A 21,312-nucleotide genomic window follows, 5' to 3' on the forward strand; every position below is an offset into this window, starting at 1 on the left:
CTGTCTGCACTCGGTGGCGTCGCGTCGCGCGTGCGGCGCGGCGCCGCCCTTCTAGGTTGCCTGCTGTTCGCGGTGGCGATTTCAGCATCGGCCACCACCGGCGATGTGCTCGACCGCGATGGCGAAGACCTGCAGCCCAGCAATGCCGCGATCGGGATGCCGCGTTTTACCGGCGATGCGCATCCGCTGCCGGACAGCGGCGTGGCGTTCGCGCCGGGGCGGGGGCAGGGCCAGTTGCAGCGGGTGTTCGCCGCCGACCTGGCGGCGGGCGCAGGCAGCGCGCCCGGCCGCGATTTCTGGATCGACCGCCTGCTGGCGCGGCAGGGCACCGGCGGCGGCTTCGGCGACAGCAACAACTGGCTATTCACCCGTGGCCGCGCCGCCTACCTGTACACGCACAAGCCGGAGGAGCCCGGCTTCGTCGGCGACGTGGCCTATGTGCACAAGACCGGCCACGACGCGTTGTTCCGCCTGCAGCTGGAGCGCGACGGCGTGCCGATCGTGCTGGTCGAGGACAGTGCGCAGCGGCGGCAGACGCCGAGCTATTTCAGCAGCGTCTACGCCGGTGCCGGCGTGCGCCTGCAACTGGTCAAGTTCATCAGCGAGCAGAACGTGGCGGTGGCCGAGGCCACCGTGTCCAGCACCGACGGCGAGGCGCATGCGCTGACCCTGCGCGCGGTCTCACCGATGGTCACCCATCCCGACGGTGCCGAACTGACCGGCGCCTTCGTCACCCACAATGCCATCACCACAGTGTTCCCGCGCCTGTCCGGCGACGGCTTCGCGGTGCAATGCGCGAGCATCGTGCGGCAGGTGGTCGTGCCGGCGCACGGGACCGCGCCAACGCTGAAGGTGCAACTCGGGCTGGTCGCGCGCGAACTGCCGGCCTCGCTGCAGGAATACCGGCGCATCGCCGCGCAATCGCCGCAGCAGGCCTATCGCGAGCACGTCGTCGCCTACAACCGCTGGTGGGCCGACAACCTGCCGTACCTGGACACGCCCGAGGACAATCTCGACAAGACCCTGTTCTATCGCTGGTGGCTGCTGCGCTTCAATTTCCTCGATGCCGCGGTGCCCGGCAACGACTACCAGTTCCCGGTGGCGATCGAAGGCGTGCTCGGCTACGACAACGCCATCGTGCTCACCACCGGCATGTTCATCGACGACCTCAAGTACCTGCGCGATCCGCTCTACGCGTACGGCTCCTGGCTCGGTACCGGCGAGACCGCCGGCGGCGGCAAGTACGTGGACAATCCCGGCGCGCCGGAGAACTGGTCCAACTCCTACGCCCAGTATCTCAGTGCCGCCGCCTGGCGCGCCTATCAGGTGCATGGCGGGCCGCGGGCGATCGCCGGGCAATTGGCGCGCTACGCCAGCGAAGACGTGGAGGCGCTGCTGCGCGCCTACGATCGCAACGGCAACGGCCTGATCGAGTACGACTGGGCGGCGATGACCGGCAACGACGCCGATGCGGTCTCCTTCGACTGGGCCAAGCGCCACGACGCGCCACGCATGGACCGCAGCGAGAGCGCGTACGTGTACGCCAATGCGCTGGCCGCCGCGCAGGCCGCGCAGGTGGCCGGCGACGCCGCCACTGCCACGCGCATGCAGACGCTGGTGGCGAAGATCCGTCGCGCCGTGCTCGACGTGCTGTGGCAGGACCACAGTGCACAGGCCGACGGCATGGGCCTGCACGGCGACCTGCTCAAGCAGCGCCAGGCCGACGGGCCGCGCCTGCCGGTGGACTGGAAGGAGACCAACAACTACTACCCCTTCAGCGTCGGTCTCATGCCCAAGCACGGCGACGCAGACGACGACCCCAAGTACGTGCGCGCGCTGCGCCTGTTCGCCGACGCGCGGCAGTTCCCGCTGTTCCCGTTCTACACGGCCAACCAGGCCGATGCGCAGGCGCGCGGCGAGGGGGGCAGCAACAATTTCTCGGTGATCAATTCCACCGTGGCATTCCGCCTGCTCGGCAGCGTGTTGCGCGATTACCCCAGCCCGTATCTGGACGCGTCCAGCTACCGCACGCTGCTGTACTGGAACGCGTGGGCGCACTACATCGACGGCGACAACCGCTACCCGGACCAGAACGAGTTCTGGGCGCAGGGCAGCGCCGCCGATGGCGGCCGCATCGGCTACCGTTCGTGGATCCACCACACCCAGCTCGGCGCCACCAACTTCACCGTGATCGAGGATGCGATGGGCCTGCGTCCGCGCAGCGATGCCCTGATCGAGCTGTATCCGATCGACATCGGCTGGGACCATTTCGCCGCCGATCGGCTGCGCTACCGCGACCGCGACCTGAGCATCGTCTGGGACCGCGACGGTCGCCGCTACGGCGGCGCTGCGCCGAAGGGCTATTCGCTGTACCTGGACGGGCAACTGGCCTTCACCGTCGATCGCCTGGCACACCTGTTGTACGACCCTGGTAGCGGTCGCGTGCAGGCCTTGCCGGATGTGGTCAATGCCGGTGCCGCGCAGATGCAGGTGCTGGCCGCGCATCGGCTGGCGCTGCAGGCGCCGCAGCAGGTGCGCTTTCCAGGCCAGGCGCGGATCGGTGCGGTACTCGCCGATGCCGGGCTCGACATCGCGCTGCCGCCCGGCGCGCGCAACCTGGCGCAGGGCGCGGCGGTCAGCGCGAGCTATGCGGCCGACGGGTTCCCGGCCACGGCCGCGGTCGACGGCAGCACCGCCAACGAGCCGTTCTGGGGCACGGCCGGTTCGCCCGCCGCTAGCGACTGGCTGGAGCTGGATCTGGGTCGGCCGCAGACGCTCGACGACGTGCGTGTGTACTTCTATCGCAGTTCGTCGCCTCCGGGCGAACAGCATGGGTTCCCGTCGGGCACGCGCGCCGGCTACGCGCCGCCGTGGTTGTACGTGCTGCAGTACTTCGACGCCGGCGTGTGGAAGACCGTGCCGGGCCAGGTGCGCGATGCGCCGATCGCACAGGGCAACCGCAACCGCATCCGTTTCCCGCCGCTGCGCGCGCAGCGCTGGCGCGTGCAAGTGACCCATGCAGGCGCGCTGCGCACCGGGATCAAGGAGATCCAGGCCTATGCCAGCGGTGCGGCGGTGCTGGCGGCGCAGGGCAACCAGGCGCCGCAGGTCGAGGCCTGGCAGGAAGACGGCAGCAGTGCCGGCGGCGTGGTGCGCCTGGCCGGGCGGGTCGGCGACGACGCACTGCCGAACGGCACGCTCGCGCTGCACTGGCGCACGCTGCAGGCGCCGCCCGGTGGCGCCGCGCTGTTCGAGCAGCCGCAGGCGGCCACGACCGAGGTGCGCTTCACTGCGCCCGGCGCCTACACCCTGCAGTTGCAGGCCGACGATGGCGCGTTGCAGGGGCACGCCGAGGTGGCGGTAATCGCGGCAGCGGCCCCGGCCGGGCAGACCCTGCAGGTGCAGGGCGAGGCCACGCCGAGCGCGCAGTTCACCGCCGGCCATCACCGCCTGCAGGCGCTCAACGATGGCCTGCTGCCGGCGCCGGACCAGGAGCCCGCCGCCGACCGCCGCTGGGGCAGCTGGGGGCGCGCGCAGCCCGCCTCGGTGTGGGTGCAGTACCAGTGGCCGCAAGCGCAGCGGCTGAGCGCGGCGGCGCTGTACTTCTGGGACGACCAGCCGCAGGGCGGGGTGGCGTTGCCGCGCGCGTGGACGCTGCAATACCTCGACGGCACGCAGTGGCGCGACATCGCCGTGCGCGGCGGTTATCCGGTGCAGGGCAATGGCGTGCCGAGCCGGGTGACGTTCGCGCCGGTGGTCACCACGGCCTTGCGCGCGGTGCTGCAGACTGCGGTGCAGGGCGAAGGCCACTACGCGGTCGGCCTGGACGAGTGGCAGGTATTCGCCGAGCGTGCGGTGGTGACCGAAGCGGTGGACGTGCGTATCGCGCCCGGGCAGGCGCCGACGTTGCCGGCACGCATCGCCGGCTACTTCGCCGACGGCAGCTGGGGCTGGCTGGGCGTGCGCTGGTCGCAAGTCGGTGTGGCGGCGCTGGCCGGCGAGGGCCGCGTGCAGGTGCAGGGCCTGGCCGACGGCGGGGTGCCGGTGACTGCCAGCGTCTGGGTCCGCGCGACCGCACCGGGCCAGCTCACCACCGTGCAGGCGCCGCCGTCGTTGCACGTGCCTGCAGGGCAGGTACCGGCGCTGCCGGAACTGGTCTCCGTGCAGTACAACGACGGTTCGCGCGAGCGCGTGCCGGTGCGTTGGTCGCCGCTGGCGTCGGCCGCCTATGCGAAGCCAGGGCGCCTGAGCGTGGTCGGGCAGGCGCAGGGGCGCGAGGGCAGCGGCGAGTTGCCGGTGCGGCTGGAACTGGTGATCGAGCCGGAGGCGACGCCGTGAGCCGCCGGTCTGTGCGCAGTGCAGTCGCCTGCTTGCTGATGACCTGCGCTGCTTGCATCGGCGTTGCCACGGCCGCCACGCCGGCAACGCCGCGGTCGCGGCCGGTGCAGGCGCCGGGCAACCCGATCCTGGCCGACGGCCGCGACTATGCGGCCGACCCGGCACCACTGGTCGCCGATGGCAAGCTCTACATCATCGCCGGCCGCGACGAAGCACCGCCGGAGGTCAACGACTTCGTCATGGACCGCTGGCAACTGCTGGTTACCGACGACGTCGGCAGTGGCCGCTGGACCTACTATCCGGCACTGCTGCGACCGCACCAGGTGTTCGCCTGGGCCGCACCCGGTCATGCCTACGGCGCGCAGATCGTGCAGGGCCCGGACCGGCGCTACTACCTGTACGCGCCGGTGCAGGAAGCGCACTCGCGCAATGCCGATCCGTTCGCGATCGGGGTGGCGGTGGCCGACAGCCCATTGGGGCCGTGGCGCGACGCGCATCCGCAGGGACCGATCCTGTCGCAATCGCGGCCGGTGCCCAACACCATCCAGAACATCGACCCGACCGTGCTGGTCGACGACGATGGCCGCGTGTACCTGTACTGGGGTACCTTCGGCAAGCTGTTCGGCATCGAGCTGGACCGCGACATGGTCACGCCGAAGGGGCAGCCGGTGGCGGTGACCACGCTGGACGGCTACTTCGAGGCGCCGTGGCTGTTCAAGCGCAACGGCACCTACTACCTGGCCTATGCCGGCAACCGTGCCGGGCCGGCGTCGGACTGCACGCCGACGCTGTACCACGCCTGCATCGCCTACGGCAGCGCGCCGTCGCCGCTGGGGCCGTGGACCTACCGCGGGGTACTCCTGCCGCCGGTCTCCTCGACCACCTCGCACTCGGGCATCGTCGAATTCAATGGCCAGTGGTACCTGGTCTATCACACCGCCGACGCCAAGGGCGGCGGGCATTTCCGCCGCAGCGTGGCGATCGACCGATTGCAGTGGGACGACACCCGGCAGCCGGCGCGGATCCTGCCGGTGGTGGCCACGCGCCGACCGCAGCTGCCGTTGCCACCGCAGCGCAACCTCGCCCGCTATGCGCAGGCCAGCGCGTCCAACGGCCCGGACATCCCGCACCAGTACTGGATCGCCGCGCTCAACGACGGGCGGGTCAAGCGCAATCCCCTGCCGCCGCAGCTATGGGGCAGCTGGACACCGCACAACCCGCCGCAGCAGTGGCTGCAGTACAGCTGGGCGCAACCGGTGACGCTGCAGCGCAGCCGCATCCTGTTCTGGGCCGACCATCCGCTGGGTGCGGACAGCGGCGTGGCGCCGCCGGCACGCTGGCGGCTGGAGTACCGCCACGATGGCCGCTGGTGGCCACTGGCGCAGAGCACACACGCCCCGGTTGCCGGTCGCTGGCAGGCGCTGCGCTTCGACCCGGTGACCACGCGCTGCGTGCGCGCGGTACTGGATGCCGCCGGCGGCAGCGAGCGTTACGCTGCGTTGGCGGTGCAGGAGTGGGAGATGTTCGCGCCGCAGGCGCAGCGCCTGCCGCAGGCCACCGTCGCGGATGCGCAGCGCTGCGACACGCCTTGAGGCCAGGTGCGGATGCCGATTCAGCAAATGTCGCCGACCTTCGCGCGCGTTCCGGTGGCGAGACCTGCCGCCAACGTCGGCCGCCGTTGCCATCCGCATCATGTTCCTGTCGTGACACCAGTTCGATTTTCGACATGTGTGCGGAATTAGCCCGATTCCCTGGGGAGAACCGTAAGGTGCGTTGCGTTTGACTGCATTAGGCTGGCAACGGGTTGCCGATGTGCGAGTGGCTGAAGCGCCGTCTGTTGTCGGCGTTTCGACGGCCGCCTTTTTTAACCGGCACGCCGTCGGGGGGGCGGCGGATTCATCCAGCACTGCCGGCTGTGTGGCGTAGCGCGTCGATCGTCCAATCCATCCAATCTCATCGGACAAGAGGAGGGTAGAGCCGTGAAAATCGCTGCTTCTCGATTCGTGCGTAGGGTGTCCACAGTGTGCCTGTCGGCCCTTTTGGCCCTGGTTGCGCAGCAGGCGCATGCCGCGGCCGCGGCCGTCTGCACCGCCGGTCAATGGATCGCCAATCCCGACGACACCGACATGCCGGCCGTTCGCTACGAAACCGAACACTTCGCGTTCCGCTGGCAGGACGGGCAAGCCGTTTCGCAGGACGAGGTCGCCTCGGCAGCCAAGGAACTGGAACTGATCTGGGACGATTACATGGAACGTGTCGGTTTTCCCGAGCCTTACTGCAACACGGCGAAGAAGTACAAGGTCAGCGTCTACCTGGACCACAGCTTCGGCCTGAACGGCGGTACCTCTGCCAGCGGCGGCATGGGCATGTGGATCAATCCGGACCAGTTGGGATATCACTGGGGCCTGGCGCATGAACTGACCCATGGGTTGCAGGGCAGTACCGGCGGCTTGCGCGATTCGCCGTACGTCGGCTGGATCTGGGAATCGCATGCCAACTGGATGGCCCATCAGTATTTCCACGACGATGTGCAGTGCTCGGAGATGTTGGTGAACTACCCGCATCTCTATCTCGGCTCGACCCGCGACCGCTACTGCAACTGGCAGTTCATGGAGTACCTCAAGGACCGCTTCGGCTACGCGATCGTCAACGATCTGTGGGCCAAGGCGCCCAAGCCCGGCGATTCCCGCCAGGCCGATGCCGATCCGTTCTCGATCATCCGCGACAACATGGGCTGGAGCCAGTCGCAGCTCAACGACGTGCTCGGCGACTGGGCCATGCACAACGTGCAGTGGGACTACATCGACCCGGACGGTCGCGATCATGGCGCCGTGATGCGCCGGGAATACGGCAGCAATACCGCGTTCGATCCGGAAAACCCGTCCGATGAGACCAATCGGGATCGCGCCCTGCGCCTGACCCAGTTGGATCCGGTGCAGGGCCAGGCGGGCGTCTACCGGGTGCCGTTCGACTGGGCGCCGCAGCGGTGGGGCTACAACCTGGTCCGGCTGATTCCCGCCGAGAGTGCGACTGCGGTGGTGGTGAAGTTCCATGGCAACGTACAGCAGAGGTCGGCGGTCGACACCTTGCCGGGTCTGGCGAACGACCCAGAGACGATCGGCTCACCCGACTCGGATTGGCGCTGGGGCCTGGTCGCCATCGATGCCAACGGCAAGCCGCGCTACAGCGCCTTGCAGCAAGGCGCCGAGGCCGCGCTGTCGTTCCAGGTCCGCAGCGATGACAGCGACCTGTATCTGGTGGTCATGGGCACGCCGAGCACGATGCAGAAGATCAAGTGGGATCAGTCCTACTACTCGGTCTACCGCTATCCGTGGAGCGTCACGCTGGAGAACGCCTATCCGGCAGGTCACCAGCCCGGTGCGCCGACGCCGACGCGTGTCGGCAGCCGCCATCCCAACGGCGGTGGCTGGGTCGCGCAGAACGCGTATGTCGCCTCGACCGCCTATGTCGGCCCGGATGCGCGGGTGCTCGGGGGCAAGGTGCTGGGCGATGCGCGGATCGAGGACCATGCGACGATCCTGGGCGGGCAGGTGCAGGACAGCGCGGTGGTCGGCGGATTGAGCCTGCTGCAGGACGGGGTGACGGTGAAGGATCGCGCCCAGGTGCATACAGTGTTCAAGCCGGCGGGGGCGTTCGGCGGGTTCACGCTGTCCGGTTCCGCGCAGTTGCGTGGCGACGTCGAGCAGCGGGGTGCGTCCGCCAGCAAGGGCGTGTTCTACGGATACGTGGATGCGGACACGGTGACCAATCCCGACTATGGCGCCGACCTGACCAACGCGGTGCCAGAGGTGACGGCAGAACCGCGCTGATCGACTGGCGATGACCATGGCGGCGGTGTCGCGACGGATGCCCGGGCATTCGTTCGCCGCCGCCGCATTTCCTCGATATGACATGAGCGACGTGTGGTGCGGGGTGCTCCTGACGTGAAGGGCTCCTGGCATGCCGGCCGCGTTCGCCTGCGATGCGCGCATGGCCTGGTCGTCTGTGGCGTTCTTCGTGCGATGTTCGTCGCCTGTGGCATGCCGCGTGGCGATTCGGCAGAAATCCGCATCTGCAGGCATCAGTGGGGACAAGACGCGCTGTCACCCGGGTGACACAGTGACACCGGATCCGCCGGTCGTTGTGCGCGAAGTCGGCGCCCCGACACCCCACACAGGAGCAGTCCATGCCTCGATGCGTTTCTTTCCCGCATGCCACCTCGCGCGCGGGAGTCCGGCGATGAGCGGGCAGGGGACGCATCGGCACGCCGCCGCCTGCGTGCACGCACCCGCCGATGCGGCCGGCGGCGCGCTGGATCCCTCGCGCCGCCGCTTCCTGCAATGGAGCGCACTGGCGGTGGCAGCCGGGATGCTGCGCTTTCCGCTGGACGCTGCGGCGTCCACGCCCGGGCGCGTGCAGGCGCTGCCCTTGCAGCAGGTCACGCTGAAACCGTCGCTGTTCCTGGAGTCGCTGCAGACCAACCGCCGCTACCTGCTGGAACTGGAGCCGGACCGCCTGCTGCACAACTTCCTGCAATACGCCGGCCTGCCGCCGAAGGGCGCGGTGTACGGCGGCTGGGAGGGCGACACCATCGCCGGCCATACCTTGGGCCACTACCTCAGCGCACTGGCCAAGATGCACGCGCAGACCCGCGACCCCGCGCTGCGTGAGCGCATCGATTACATCGTCGCCGAACTGGCGCGCGCACAGGCCAAGGACGCGGACGGTTACGTGGGCGGGCTCACCCGCAAGAACGACCAAGGCGCCATCGACAGCGGCAAGGTGGTATTCGAGGAAGTGCGCCGCGGCATCATCAAGGGCAGCAAGTTCAATCTCAACGGCAGTTGGTCGCCGCTGTACACGGTGCACAAACTGTTCGCCGGCTTGCTCGACGCACACGCACTGGCCGGCAACGCGCAAGCGCTGCAGGTGCTGCTGCCGCTGGCCGGCTATCTGGGAGGCGTGTTCGACGCGCTCGACCATGCGCAGATGCAGACCTTGCTGGACACCGAGTTCGGCGGCCTCAACGAGTCCTACATCGAACTGGGCGCGCGCACCGGCGATGCACGCTGGATCGCCATCGGCAAGCGCCTGCGCCACGAAAAGGTGATCGATCAGGCCGCGGCCGGGCGCGACGAACTGCCGCACATCCATGCCAATACCCAGGTGCCCAAGTTCATCGGCGAGGCGCGCCAGTTCGAGGTCGCTGGCGACGCCGATGCGGCCGCGGCGGCCCGCTTCTTCTGGGAGACGGTCACCACGCACTACAGCTACGTGATCGGCGGCAATGCCGACCGCGAGTACTTCCAGGAGCCCGACACCATCGCCGCGTTCCTGACCGAGCAGACCTGCGAGCATTGCAACAGCTACAACATGCTCAAGCTGACCCGGCACCTGTACCAGTGGACGCCGCAGGCGCGTTACTTCGACTACTACGAGCGCACGCTGCACAACCACACCATGGCCGCGCAGCATCCGGGCACCGGCATGTTCACTTACATGACGCCGATGATCAGCGGCGGCGAGCGCGGCTTCTCCGACAGGTTCGACTCGTTCTGGTGCTGCGTCGGCAGCGGCATGGAAGCGCATGCGCAGTTCGGCGATGCCATCTACTGGCAGGACGCCACCTCGCTGTACGTGAATCTTTACATCCCCTCGCGGCTGGACTGGAGCGAGCGTGACCTGGCGCTGGAACTGGACAGCGGTGTGCCCGACAACGGCAAGGTGCGCCTGCAGGTGCTGCGCGCTGGTGCACGCACACCGCGGCGCCTGCTGTTGCGGGTGCCGGCCTGGTGCCAGGGCCGCTACACCTTGCGCGTGAACGGCAAGCCCGCACGCGCGGCGCTGGCCGACGGCTATCTGACGCTGGAGCGCGAGTGGCGCGCCGGTGACGTGATCGACCTGGACCTGGCTACGCCGCTGCGGCTGGAACATGCCGCCGGCGATACGGACACCGTGGTGGTGATGCGCGGGCCGCTGGCGCTGGCGGCCGACCTGGGGCCGGTGAGCACCCCCTACGATGCGCCGGACCCGGCGTTGGTGGCCGCGGCCGATCCGCTGCGCGGCTTCGCCGAACTGCCGCAGCCCGGCCATTTCCAGGCCAGCAGCACGCAGCCGCCGGGCCTGACCTTCGTGCCGTTCTACGCGCAGTACGAGCGCCGCAGTGCGCTGTACTTCAAGCGCATGGACCCCACGCAGTGGGCGCAGGAGGCGCAGCGGCGGGCGCGCCGCCAGGCCGAGCAGGACAAGCTGCGCGCGATCGCGGTGGACATGATCCAGTTCGGCGACGAGGCCTCCGAGCAGGCGCACCAGTTGCGCAGCGACACGTCCTTCGGCGGCGCCTACCGTCGCCAGCAGTGCCGCGACGTGCGCGGCAAGGGCTTCGTCGAGTTCCGCATGCGCGGCAGTGCGCAACCCCTGGCGCTGCGCCTGCGCTTCTGGGGCAGCGACAAGGGCCGCTTCAACATCCTGGTCAACGGCAAGCTGGCCGTGGAGGTGGCGGTGGAGCGCGGCCAGGTGATCGATTTCGTCGACCGCGACTACCCGTTGCCGCCGGCGCTGACCCGCGATGCGCAGCCGCTGACCGTGCGCATCGAGCCGCAGCACGGCGACACTGCCGGCCCGTTGTTCGGCGGCTGGCTGATCCCGGCGTGACGCCGCGTGGCGGTACCGTCCGCATCGCCCCGCATGGCCGATGGCAGCGCGTGCCTGTCGTGGTCGCCGCTATGCGACACGGCGCCATGCCGCGGCACGCTCGCCGCGTGCAGCGCGGCGCCGCGCACGACCATGCATGATTCCGCACGCGAAACCGCGAATCGCGACAAGACGCGGCCACGCATCCACGGCACAGTTGTGACCGTGTGATGAAAATCTGATCGCATCGTTGCACCGGCCGTGGCGCCGGCGCGCGCCACCGGAGCGCCGCCAGCGTCGTCGGACGTCATCGCAGGAACGGGGAGCCGCGCACCGGCCGTGCGCGCAGGAGATCGCCTCCCCGTTGTGCGCCAGGCCGTCGTGGTCCGGTGCAGGCACGCCACCGCAGGCGCCGCGCAGGCGCCACCGTCCAGCAGGTCCGCCCGTCGGCATGGCGCCGGCACGGCGTCGTTCGGCCTGCGTTTGTCCACTGTCCCGTCTCGCCATCCTCCAGGAGTTCACTCATGTCGTCTTCGCCGTCACGCCCTTGTTTCCGCCATGCCGCGACGCCGCTGGCGCTGGCGGTCGCCACCGCCTTGTCGCTGGGCAGCACCGGCGCGGCGCAGGCGCAGGAGGCCAGTGCCGACAGCGCCACCCAGACCCTGGACAGCATCGTGGTCACCGGCTCGCGCCTGCGCCGCGTCGACACCGAGACCGCCAACCCGGTGGTGACCATCAGCCGCGCACAGATCGAAGCCACCGGCAAGGCCACGCTGGGCGACCTGGTACAGGAACTGCCGTCGATCGCCGGCAACGCCACCAATCCCAACACCAACAATGGCGGCGGCACCGGCGCCTCGGTGATCTCGCTGCGCGGTCTCGGCGACAAGCGAACCCTGGTGCTGGTCAACGGTACGCGCCTGGCCAGCAACGATGTCAACGCGATCCCGGCGACCATGATCGAGCGGGTGGAAGTGCTCAGCGACGGCGCCTCGGCGGTGTACGGCTCGGACGCGATCGGCGGCGTGGTCAACTTCATCCTGCGCAAGGGCTTCGATGGCATCGAGGCCAGCGCCGACTTCGGCACCAGTTCGCGCAGCGACGGCAACCGCCGCAACTTCTCGCTCACCGCCGGCAAGATCGGCGAGCGCGGCAGCATCGTCGCCGGCCTGTCCTACCACGACATCGACCCGGTCTCGGCCGGCGCGCGTGCGTATTCCAAGGACGCGCTGTCGCTGATCGATGGCGTCGGCGTGAAGCAGGGCTCCTCGGCCACGCCGACCGGCAGCATCAGCTTCAACGACGGCTCGGCCGCGGCCAAGGCGCTGGCGGCCAGCAATGGCTGTTCGCGGGTCACCTTCAACGGCGGCAGCAGCAGTCCCACCAACGCCAGCCAGTACCACTGCTACGTCGCCTCGACCGATTCCTACAACTACCAGCCGTACAACCTGCTGCAGACCCCACAGGAACGCACCAACGCCTTCGTGCTCGGCAGCTACCGCTTCAACGATCACCTGGAAGGCTACGTCAACACCTATTTCAGCAAGACCACCTCGTCCTCGATCATCGCGCCGATCCCGATCTTCGCCAACGGCGACAACTTCCTGGTCTCCTCCGCGAGCTACTACAACCCGTTCGGGGTCAACTTCGGCACCGACCGTAGCACCGGCACCTCGTACAACAACTTCAATACCCGCGCCACCGTGCTCGGCAATCGGCAATACCAGTACAACACCTACAATTTCCAGATCAATCCGGGCCTGCGCGGCAGCTTTGGCGACAGTTCCTGGCAGTGGGATGCCAGCCTCAACTACGGCAAGGTCAAGCAGAAGTCGATCAACCAGGGCTTCCTCGACTACGCCGGCTTCAATGCCGCGGTGGGGCCGTCGTTCCTGGCCGCCGACGGCACGGTCAAGTGCGGCAGCGCCGGCGCGGTGATCGCCGGCTGCACCCCGATCGACGTGTTCAACCTCAACGCCGCCAGCAACAAGGCCGCGCTGGAAGCGCTGGTGGTCAACCCGATCGTCACCAACGTCTATACGGTCAAGCAGTTCGAGGCCAATGCCAACGGCGAGCTGTTCGCGCTGCCGGCCGGCACCGCGAGCCTGGCCGTGGGGGTCTCCTATCGCAAGGAAAGCACCAGCACTGCCGCCGATCCGCTGTGGACCGGCGACGAGAATGGCATGTGCGGCGTGCTTGAGTACTGCGCCTCGGTGCTCGGCGGTAGCTTCAGCGTCAAGGAGGCCTATGCCGAAGCGCTGTTCCCGCTGCTGGCCGGGCTGCCCGGCGTGCACTCGCTCAACCTGACCGTGGGCAGCCGCTTCTCCGACTACGACACCGTCGGCAGCAAGACCAACAGCAAGGTGTCGCTGGAGTACCGCCCGATCGAGAACCTGCTGCTGCGCGGCACCGCCTCGCAGGTGTTCCGCGCGCCCAACATCAGCGAACTGTATGCCGGCGTGGCTGGCGATTCGCCGTCGGTCACCGATCCGTGCAATGGCTATACCGGCGGTCATGCCGCGGCCTGCGCCAATGTGCCCACCGACGGCAGCTACCAGCAGGCCGACAACCAGGTCGGCGCCAAGGCTTCCGGCGCGGCGGTGGCCGGCTACCAGCTCAAGCCGGAGACCGGCATGTCCTACGATTTCGGCGTGGTCTACGACCCGGGTTGGGTCGAGGGCCTGTCGATGAGCGCGGACCTGTGGAAGATCAACCTCAAGGACACCATTACCCAGGTGTCGGCGCAGACCGTGCTCAACCAGTGCTACGCCAACGACGCCAGCGCGTTCTGCGCGCTGATCCATCGCAACGACAACGGCACCGTCAACTACATCGCCGAGCCCACCGTGAACCTGGGCAAGCTGTGGGCCAGCGGCACGGACTTCAGCCTCACCTATCGGCTGCCGGAGACCGCCTGGGGCAGCTTCAGCGCCGGCCTCAACGGCACCTACGTGATCCGCTACGACATCAACCCCGACACCACCGACCCCAGCACCGTCACCATCCACAACGCTGGCAAGTACACCTACGCCTACGGCAACTTCCCGCGCTGGCGCGCGTTGGGCACGCTGAACTGGAACCTGGGCGACTGGAGCGCGTCGTGGCGCGTGCGCTACATCGGCCGCACCGAGATCGGCAGCGCCGATACCCGCCAGAGCCTGTCGGCCGACGCCGACCAGCCCGCCGTGGTCCGCGACATCGGCGCCTACGTCTACCACAGCGTGCAGGTGGGCTATCAGGTCAAGCCGTGGAAGACGCGTTTCGAAGTCGGCGTGGACAACCTGGCCGATCGGCAGCCGCCACTGTATTACGCCAACAACGTCACCAACGCCAATACCGACGTGGCCACCTACGATCTGCTCGGTCGCTACTACTGGGCGCGGGCGACGGTGAAGTTCTGAGGCGGAGCCTGGTTGCGCAGGCGATCGGGTCGGCGGTGCCGGGGCGGGTGGGGAGCACGCCGCGGTACGCACGGCCGGCCCGGTTCCACGTGGGCGGTAATGAACCGGCACGGCGCATCACACGATCGTGCCGCCTGCCAGTAAAGATGAAAGGCCATCCTTAGGAGCGGCTTCAGCCGCGACGCGATAGCGGTAATGCCGTCGCGGCTGAAGCCGCTCCTACGCCATCACCACGTGTTCCCCGCGACTGCGGCAACCCGCATGACGCGAGGTGCCTTCAATCGAGCAAGGCCAGCAGGTCCTGATACAGGGCCTGCGGAATCTGCACGCCTTCGCTGTGACTGCGTGCCCGCGCCTGGTAACGCCGCTGCGAAGGCAGCCGCGCCCCGGTGGCCTCGTAGGCGGCAAAGAACGCTTCCGCACGGGCCAGGTGCGCGGCGCGGTCGGCCCCAAGAAAGCGCGCCGGATCCAGCGCCAAAATCAATTCGCCGTGGTAGGGCGCCGCGCCGGCGCCGGCGTCGTGGGCCAGCGATTCGGCGCTGGTGAGGTCGCCGATCAAGGGGCCGGCGATCAGCTCGATCATCGCCGACAGCGCCGAGCCCTTGTGTCCGCCGAAGGTCAGCATCGCGCCACCGTCGGCGACCGCGGCCGGATCGGTGGTCGGTGCACCAGCGGCGTCCACGCCCCAGCCCTCGGGAATCGACTGGCCGGCGCGGCGGCGCAGCTCGATTTCGCCGCGCGCCACCGCACTGGTGGCGAAGTCGAACACGAACGGCGGCGCATCCATGCGCGGCCAGCCGAACGCCAGCGGGTTGGTGCCCAGCAGCGGCGTACGCCCGCCGGCCGGCGTGACCCAGGCGTGGCTGGGATTGCAGATCAGCGCGACCAGCCCGGCATCGGTGATGCGCTCGACTTCCGGCCACAGCGCGGAGAAATGCACGCAATGGTTGATTGCCAGTGCTGCCAGGCCATTGGCACGGGTCTTCTCGATCAACAGCGGCAGCCCGCGCTCGAACGCCAGCAGCGAAAACCCGCCGCGCGCATCGACCCGGACGATGCCGGGCGCATGGTCGTGCACGACAGGCTCGGCATCGCCCATCACCTTGCCGTTGCGCAGCGTCGCCACGCAACCCAGGGTCCGGTACAGCCCATGCGAGGCGCAGCCGTCGCGTTCGCCGGCGACGATGGTGTGGGTGAGCGCCTGCACGTGCGCCGGGCTGAAGCCGTTGTGGGTCAGGATGCGTTCGACCAGGGTGGTGGCCTGGTCCAGGGACAGGGGGATGGTGTCGCTGCGGTTCATTGAGAAAAAGCAGGGGGGAGTGCCGGATTCTCGCCTGCGCTGGACGTGGTGAGAAGCCTGAGGGTGTCAGCACGAACCGAGCGGCTCGACTCCGGTGCAGCAAGGCGCGTTGGGTCGCGGCCACGTTCGCCATTCGAATCGGGAGACAGCGCCGCCGGCGGGGGTACTGAAGAATTTCCTTGACAGCTATCCCTGAATCGGCTCGATAATCCGGCCACGGCCATTGCTTGGCCCGCAGGGGATTTTCGTTTGACCGCTTGCCTCGCGCCTTGGCGCGATGGGTTTGTGTTGTTGCGATTTTGGTTATCGCGATATTCGCTGGAGTCTCGCGATCGTTCAGGGAGTTCGGCCCGTAACGGGCTGAAAGGGAAGAGGCAAGCGATGTTCAAGGCGAGGCTGGTGATCGGCATGGTATTGCTATGCCTGTGCGCGCGCGTTTACGCGGCGGACGACGTGGCGCCCTACGAGGAATACGAAAAGAAAATCAAGGCGTCGCAGGTGGTCGGCCCATTGAAGGGCGACATCTTCGGCGAAAGCGTCAGCCTGTACGACCGTAGCGTGAGCTTCCACGCGACCGATGTGAGCGTGCCTGGCAACAATGCACTGCCGGTCTCGCTCGGACGCGAGTTCAAGGTGATGAACCGTCGCCAGGAGTACGTCGCGAAAGGGTTTGGCGACTGGGAAATCGACACGCCGCGTGTTTACGGCGAGTTCCTGGCCGAAAAGGGTTGGATGACGACCAGCAGTTCGCCCGCGGCGCGTTGCTCCATGCCGAGTCGGCCGGATGCGGCGATGACGGTCAACGGCATCACCTATCCCGGCACCGCCGATGATGTCTGGCATGGCTACTACCTGCATGTCCCGGGAGCCGGCGAGCAGGAAATGCTGGTCGATAACCAAACCAAGACGCCGCGCCCCACCGACGGCGTCAGCCGTCCCTGGATCACCAAGGATGGCTGGCGCCTGGGCTGCCTGGCTAGCGTCAGCAACTACCCAGGCGAAGGATTTCTCGCCATCTCGCCGGCGGGAGTCAAGTACTACTTCGACTATGCCATTGCGACGCAAATCAAGCCCTACGCCATGTCGTTTCAGGGGACCGGGAGCTTGGCGCCTCGCGCGCGCATCGCACTGATGGCCAGCCGTGTCGAGGATCGCTTCGGCAATTGGGTGACGTACAGCTACACCGGCGACAAGCTGTCCTCGATCCAATCCAGCGACGGTCGTGCCATCGCGCTGAACTACAACGGCGATCTGATCAGCAGCGTCCAGGCCAACGGTCAGACTTGGACCTATGGGTACGAACTCAGTACGGCGTATCCGACGCCGCAGGGCGCCTATCGCCTGAAGACGGTCACCCAGCCTGATGGGTCGCAGTGGATCTACAGCATCGCCAGCGGCAACATGCTGCCGACGCGCGAGCCGCCGGCCGGCGGCGGCGCCAGCAACTGCGCATCCGAGCCAGACCCGATGAATGGCGCGGTGTCGTTGCAGGTCGCGCATCCGTCGGGCGCTGTCGGCGTTTTTGCCTTCGGTTACGAGCGCCAATACCGCAATCACACACCCATCATCCGGTGCGCAGTGCCTGCCGGGCAGCAACCCCCTGTTCCTTATGTGCCTGGCTATTTCGACAACTACGTCCTGACGTCAAAGACGGTGACGGGGCCGGGCCTGGCACAGCAGACCTGGAACTATGCTGCCGACACGCCTGCCACGAAGTTCTACACCTCGGGTCAAGCCACCGATCCCTGCCCGACGTGTGTACCGAGCAAGACGGTCAAAGTCACCAATCCCGACGGTACAGCCACGGCTTACGAGTTCGGCTTCATGTACGGGCTGAACGACGGACGCCTGCTGAGCACCACGGCGCTGGATGCCAGCGGCAATACGCTGTCCAAGACCAGCAATAGCTATTTCGCCGACGGCGACGTGGCCGCGCAGCCGTTTCCGGCCGAGATGGGCCAATCCTTGCTCGGCATTCCCAATCCGCTGACCAATGTGCTGCGGCCGCTGCGTATCAGGACCATCGTGCAGGACGGTGTCTCCTATACCTGGACCGCCAATGGTTTCGATGCCTTTGCGCGGACGCTCAACGTCACCCGTGCAAGCCCGTGGCACTCGCGGACGGATGCGACCGAGTACTACGACGACCTGGGAAAGTGGATCCTTGGCCAGAGCGCAAAGAGCACCAACAGCGATACGGGACTGGTGGAGTCGCAGACCAGCTTCGACGGCAATGCGATGCCGGCGCAGCGCTGGTCGTTCGGCAAGTTGCGCCTAAGCCTGAGCTACAACAGCGACGGTACGCTGGCGACGGCGAAGGATGGCAACGCCAACACCACCACGCTGTCCAACTGGAAGCGCGGCGTTCCGCAATCGATCCGCTATGCCGACGGCACAACCGAATCGGCCACGGTCAACGATAGCGGCTGGATCACCTCGACCACGGACGAGAACGGCTACACCACCAGCTATGGCTACGACACCATGGGCCGGTTGTCGAGCATTGCCTATCCGGCCAACGACACCGTTTCCTGGAACGCCACCACGCAGGCATTCGAGCAGGTCAGCGGCAGCGAGTACGGGCTGGATGCCGGCCATTGGCGGCAGACCGTGGCCACCGGAAACGCGCGCAAGCTGACCTATTTCGATGCGCTATGGCGCCCGGTGCTGACCCGTGAGTTCGATGCCGGCAACGAAGCCGCGACGCAGCGTTTCCAGAAGTTCGCCTACGACTACGACGGCCGCACCACCTTCAGTTCCTATCCCGGCAGCAGCGATACGCTCAGTACGGGGACCTGGACCGAGTACGACGCTCTTGGCCGTACCACGTCGGTCTCGCAGGATAGCGAATTGGGCCTGTTGACGACACGGACCGAATACTTGAGTGGTATCCGGACCCTGGTGACCAATCCTCGTGGCCAACAGACCACCACAGGCTTCCAGGTATTCGACCAACCGGACTACAGCAAGCCGGTGTGGATCATGCATCCGGAAGGCGCCGTTACCGAGATTCCGCATGATGTGTTCGGCAAGACCTTGGCGATCCATCGCCGCAATGGCGACAGCTCGCTGGCGGTGACCCGAAACTACGTCTACGACGACTACCAGCAACTATGCAAGACCGTCGAACCGGAGACCGGCGCGACGGTGATGGACTACGATGCCGCCGGCAACCTGGCCTGGTCGGCCGGCGGGCAGAGCTACACCTCGACGTCCTCGTGCAATCGCACCGACGTCGCCGCCAGCGCCAAGGTCGGCAGAAGTTACGACGCACGCAACCACCTGGCCACGCTGGCGTTCCCCGACGGTGTCGGCAACCAGTCCTTCGTCTACACCGCCGATGGCCTGCCGGCACAGGTCACCACCAACAACAGCAACGGCGGCAACGCCGTGGTTAACACGTATACCTACAACAAGCGCCGCCTGCTGCTGAGCGAGAGCATGACGCAACCAGGTTCCAGCGGCTTGAGCCTCGTTTATGCCTATACGGCCGATGGCCATCCGGCCGGGGTCACCTATCCATCGGGACTGGCGTTGAACTATGCGCCCAATGCCCTGGGCCAGGCGACCCAGGCCAATGGCTATGCGCTGGGCGTGAGCTACTACCCCAACGGGGCGATCAAGCAGTTCACCTACGGCAACGGCATCGTGCACACCATGGCGCAGAACGCACGCCAGTTGCCGTCTCGCAGCAGCGACAGCGGCGGCGGCAATCCGCTCGACCTGGGCTATACCTATGACGCCAACGGCAACGTCGGCGCCATCACGGATTACGCGCGTGGGCGGCAGACGCGAAGCATGGGCTACGACGGCCTGGATCGTCTGATCAGCACGCAGTCGGCGATGTTCGGTGGCGACAACCTAGCGCGCTACAGCTACAACGTGCTCGATGACCTGACGGCGGTCAAGGTGGGTGGCAGCCGCGACTACAGCTATTTCTACAACGCCAACCGGCAACTGCTGAGCGTGAACAACAGTTCCGACAATTCGGCGGTGATCGGCCTGAGCTACGACGCGCAGGGCAACCTGTCCAACAAGAACGGCGTCAACTACGTGTTCGACAAGGGCAACCGCCTGCGCGAGGTCACCGGCGTGGAAACCTACCGCTACGACGCGCAAGGCCGCCGCGTGCTGGCGAGCAGCCCAAGCCTGGGCGACATCGTCTCGCTGTACGGGCAAGACGGCGTGCTGCGCTATCAGCGCGACGAGCGCGTCGGCAAGATTTCCGAGTACGTCTACCTGGGCGGCAGCCTGCTGGCCAAGGTCAGCAACCTGCCGACGCTGGCCTCGCCCAGCGTGACGGTTCCCGGCTACAGCAGCTCCGGCAGCTACGCCGTGCAGTGGACGACGGTAGCCTCGGCCAACCGCTACGAGCTGCAGGAGCAGGCCGGCGGCGGGAACTGGGCGGCGCTGTATTCAGGCACCGCGACCAGCCAGGCGATCTCCGGTAAGTCGGCCGGCAGCTATGCCTATCGCGCGCGCGCCTGCCTGGGCAGCTACTGTGGCGCGTGGAGCGCGACCGCAACGGCCGTGGTGCAGTTCGCGCCCAGCGACGCGCCCAGCATCAGCGTGCCCGCCACCGGTGTGGTCGGCAACTACACCATCAGTTGGGGTACGGTCACCGGCGCGGCCACTTACTCGCTGGAGGAAAGCGCCAACGGCGGCAACTGGAGCGTGTCCTACAGCGGCAGCGCGCAGAGCAACGCCTACAGCGGCAAGGCCGCCGGCAGCTACGCCTACCGCGTGCGGGGCTGCAATCCCGCCGGCTGCGGCCCGTACTCGGGGACCGGCACGGTGCAGGCGGTCTATGCGCCGGGCTCGGCGCCGTCGTTGAGTGCGCCAGCGACCAACACCACCGGCAGCTACACGCTCAGCTGGAGCACGGTCGCCACCACGGTCAGCTACAACCTGGAAGAGAGCAGCGACGGCGGCGGCAACTGGAGCGGGATCGCCTCGGTGGGCGGGACCAGCGCAGGCGTCAGCGGTCGCGGCGCCGGCACCTACCTTTACCGGATCAAGGCGTGCAACGCGGCCGGCTGTGGGCCGTACTCGGGCAACGCCTCCACGCAGGTCATCTTCGCCCCTTCCGGCGCCCCCAGCCTGAGCGCTCCGGCCAGTGCCGGCGTCAACGGCTACACAGTGAGCTGGAGCGGCGTGGCCACCGCCAGCAGCTACACGCTGGAAGAAAGCGCCAATGGCGGTGGCTGGACGGCCACGCAGAACGCCAACGCCACCAGCCAGGCCTTCTCCGGCAAGGGCAACGGCAGCTATGCCTACCGGGCCAAGGCCTGCAACGTGGCCGGCTGCGGACCCTACTCCAACACCCAGACCACGGTGGTGAATACCTCCCCGCCGGCGACGCCATCGTTCAACAGCGGCTACCGCTACCTCAATACGTCGCCGGTGAGGTTCGAACTCGACTGGACCGCCAGCGCGCGCGCAACGCGTTACGAGATCACGGGTGCTGTCAGCTATTCCGGCCCCAACACCAACGTGACATTGAACAAGACCGGCTCGGTCAACACCGTGCAGGTACGTGCCTGCAACGACAACGGCTGTTCGGCGTGGTCGGCGGCTTTCACGCCGACGGCGGAAGGGGGGAAGGGCAAGTGAGCATCCGACACAAGAAAGCAGGAAGCG

7 protein-coding genes are annotated in these 21,312 nt (G+C 67.5%); 6 read left to right on the forward strand and 1 reads right to left on the reverse strand.

What is annotated here, in order from left to right; all coding sequences use genetic code 11:
• Positions 1–156 precede the first annotated feature (156 nt).
• The 5 genes from Q7W82_RS10200 (at position 157) to Q7W82_RS10220 (ending at position 14,372) form a co-directional block, all read left to right on the forward strand.
• Entirely contained in the window at positions 157–4,338 is a 4,182-nt protein-coding gene (locus Q7W82_RS10200; RefSeq protein ID WP_242156980.1) for an Ig-like domain-containing protein, read from the forward strand.
• 38 nt (positions 4,339–4,376) lie between these two features.
• Positions 4,377–5,930 carry a family 43 glycosylhydrolase gene (locus tag Q7W82_RS10205; protein WP_242156755.1) on the forward strand — a complete coding sequence of 518 codons (1,554 nt, stop codon included), beginning with the start codon at positions 4,377–4,379 and terminating at the stop codon, positions 5,928–5,930.
• A 429-nt stretch (positions 5,931–6,359) separates the two neighbouring features.
• The gene (locus tag Q7W82_RS10210; protein ID WP_242156989.1) at positions 6,360–8,168 is read left to right on the forward strand and encodes an Svx/AvrXca family virulence/avirulence protein; all 1,809 of its coding nucleotides are present in this window, start codon (positions 6,360–6,362) and stop codon (positions 8,166–8,168) included.
• Between the two features lie 409 nt (positions 8,169–8,577).
• Complete coding sequence (locus tag Q7W82_RS10215; RefSeq protein WP_242156757.1) at positions 8,578–10,992, forward strand: glycoside hydrolase family 127 protein; 2,415 nt, start codon at positions 8,578–8,580, stop codon at positions 10,990–10,992.
• A gap of 503 nt (positions 10,993–11,495) precedes the next feature.
• A complete protein-coding gene (locus Q7W82_RS10220; RefSeq protein WP_242156759.1) occupies positions 11,496–14,372 on the forward strand; it encodes a TonB-dependent receptor in 2,877 nt (958 codons plus the stop codon).
• A gap of 277 nt (positions 14,373–14,649) precedes the next feature.
• Here the strand turns inward: Q7W82_RS10220 and Q7W82_RS10225 are convergent, their stop codons facing one another.
• On the reverse strand, positions 14,650–15,672 hold the full coding sequence (locus Q7W82_RS10225; protein ID WP_242156761.1) for an Ldh family oxidoreductase: 1,023 nt from the start codon (positions 15,670–15,672) through the stop codon (positions 14,650–14,652).
• Between the two features lie 381 nt (positions 15,673–16,053).
• Between Q7W82_RS10225 and Q7W82_RS10230 the strand changes: the two genes are divergently transcribed.
• On the forward strand, positions 16,054–21,285 hold the full coding sequence (locus Q7W82_RS10230) for an RHS repeat protein (protein ID WP_353949517.1): 5,232 nt from the start codon (positions 16,054–16,056) through the stop codon (positions 21,283–21,285).
• Positions 21,286–21,312 lie beyond the last annotated feature (27 nt).

Source organism: Xanthomonas indica (assembly GCF_040529045.1).
Taxonomy (GTDB): Bacteria; Pseudomonadota; Gammaproteobacteria; order Xanthomonadales; family Xanthomonadaceae; genus Xanthomonas_A; species Xanthomonas_A indica.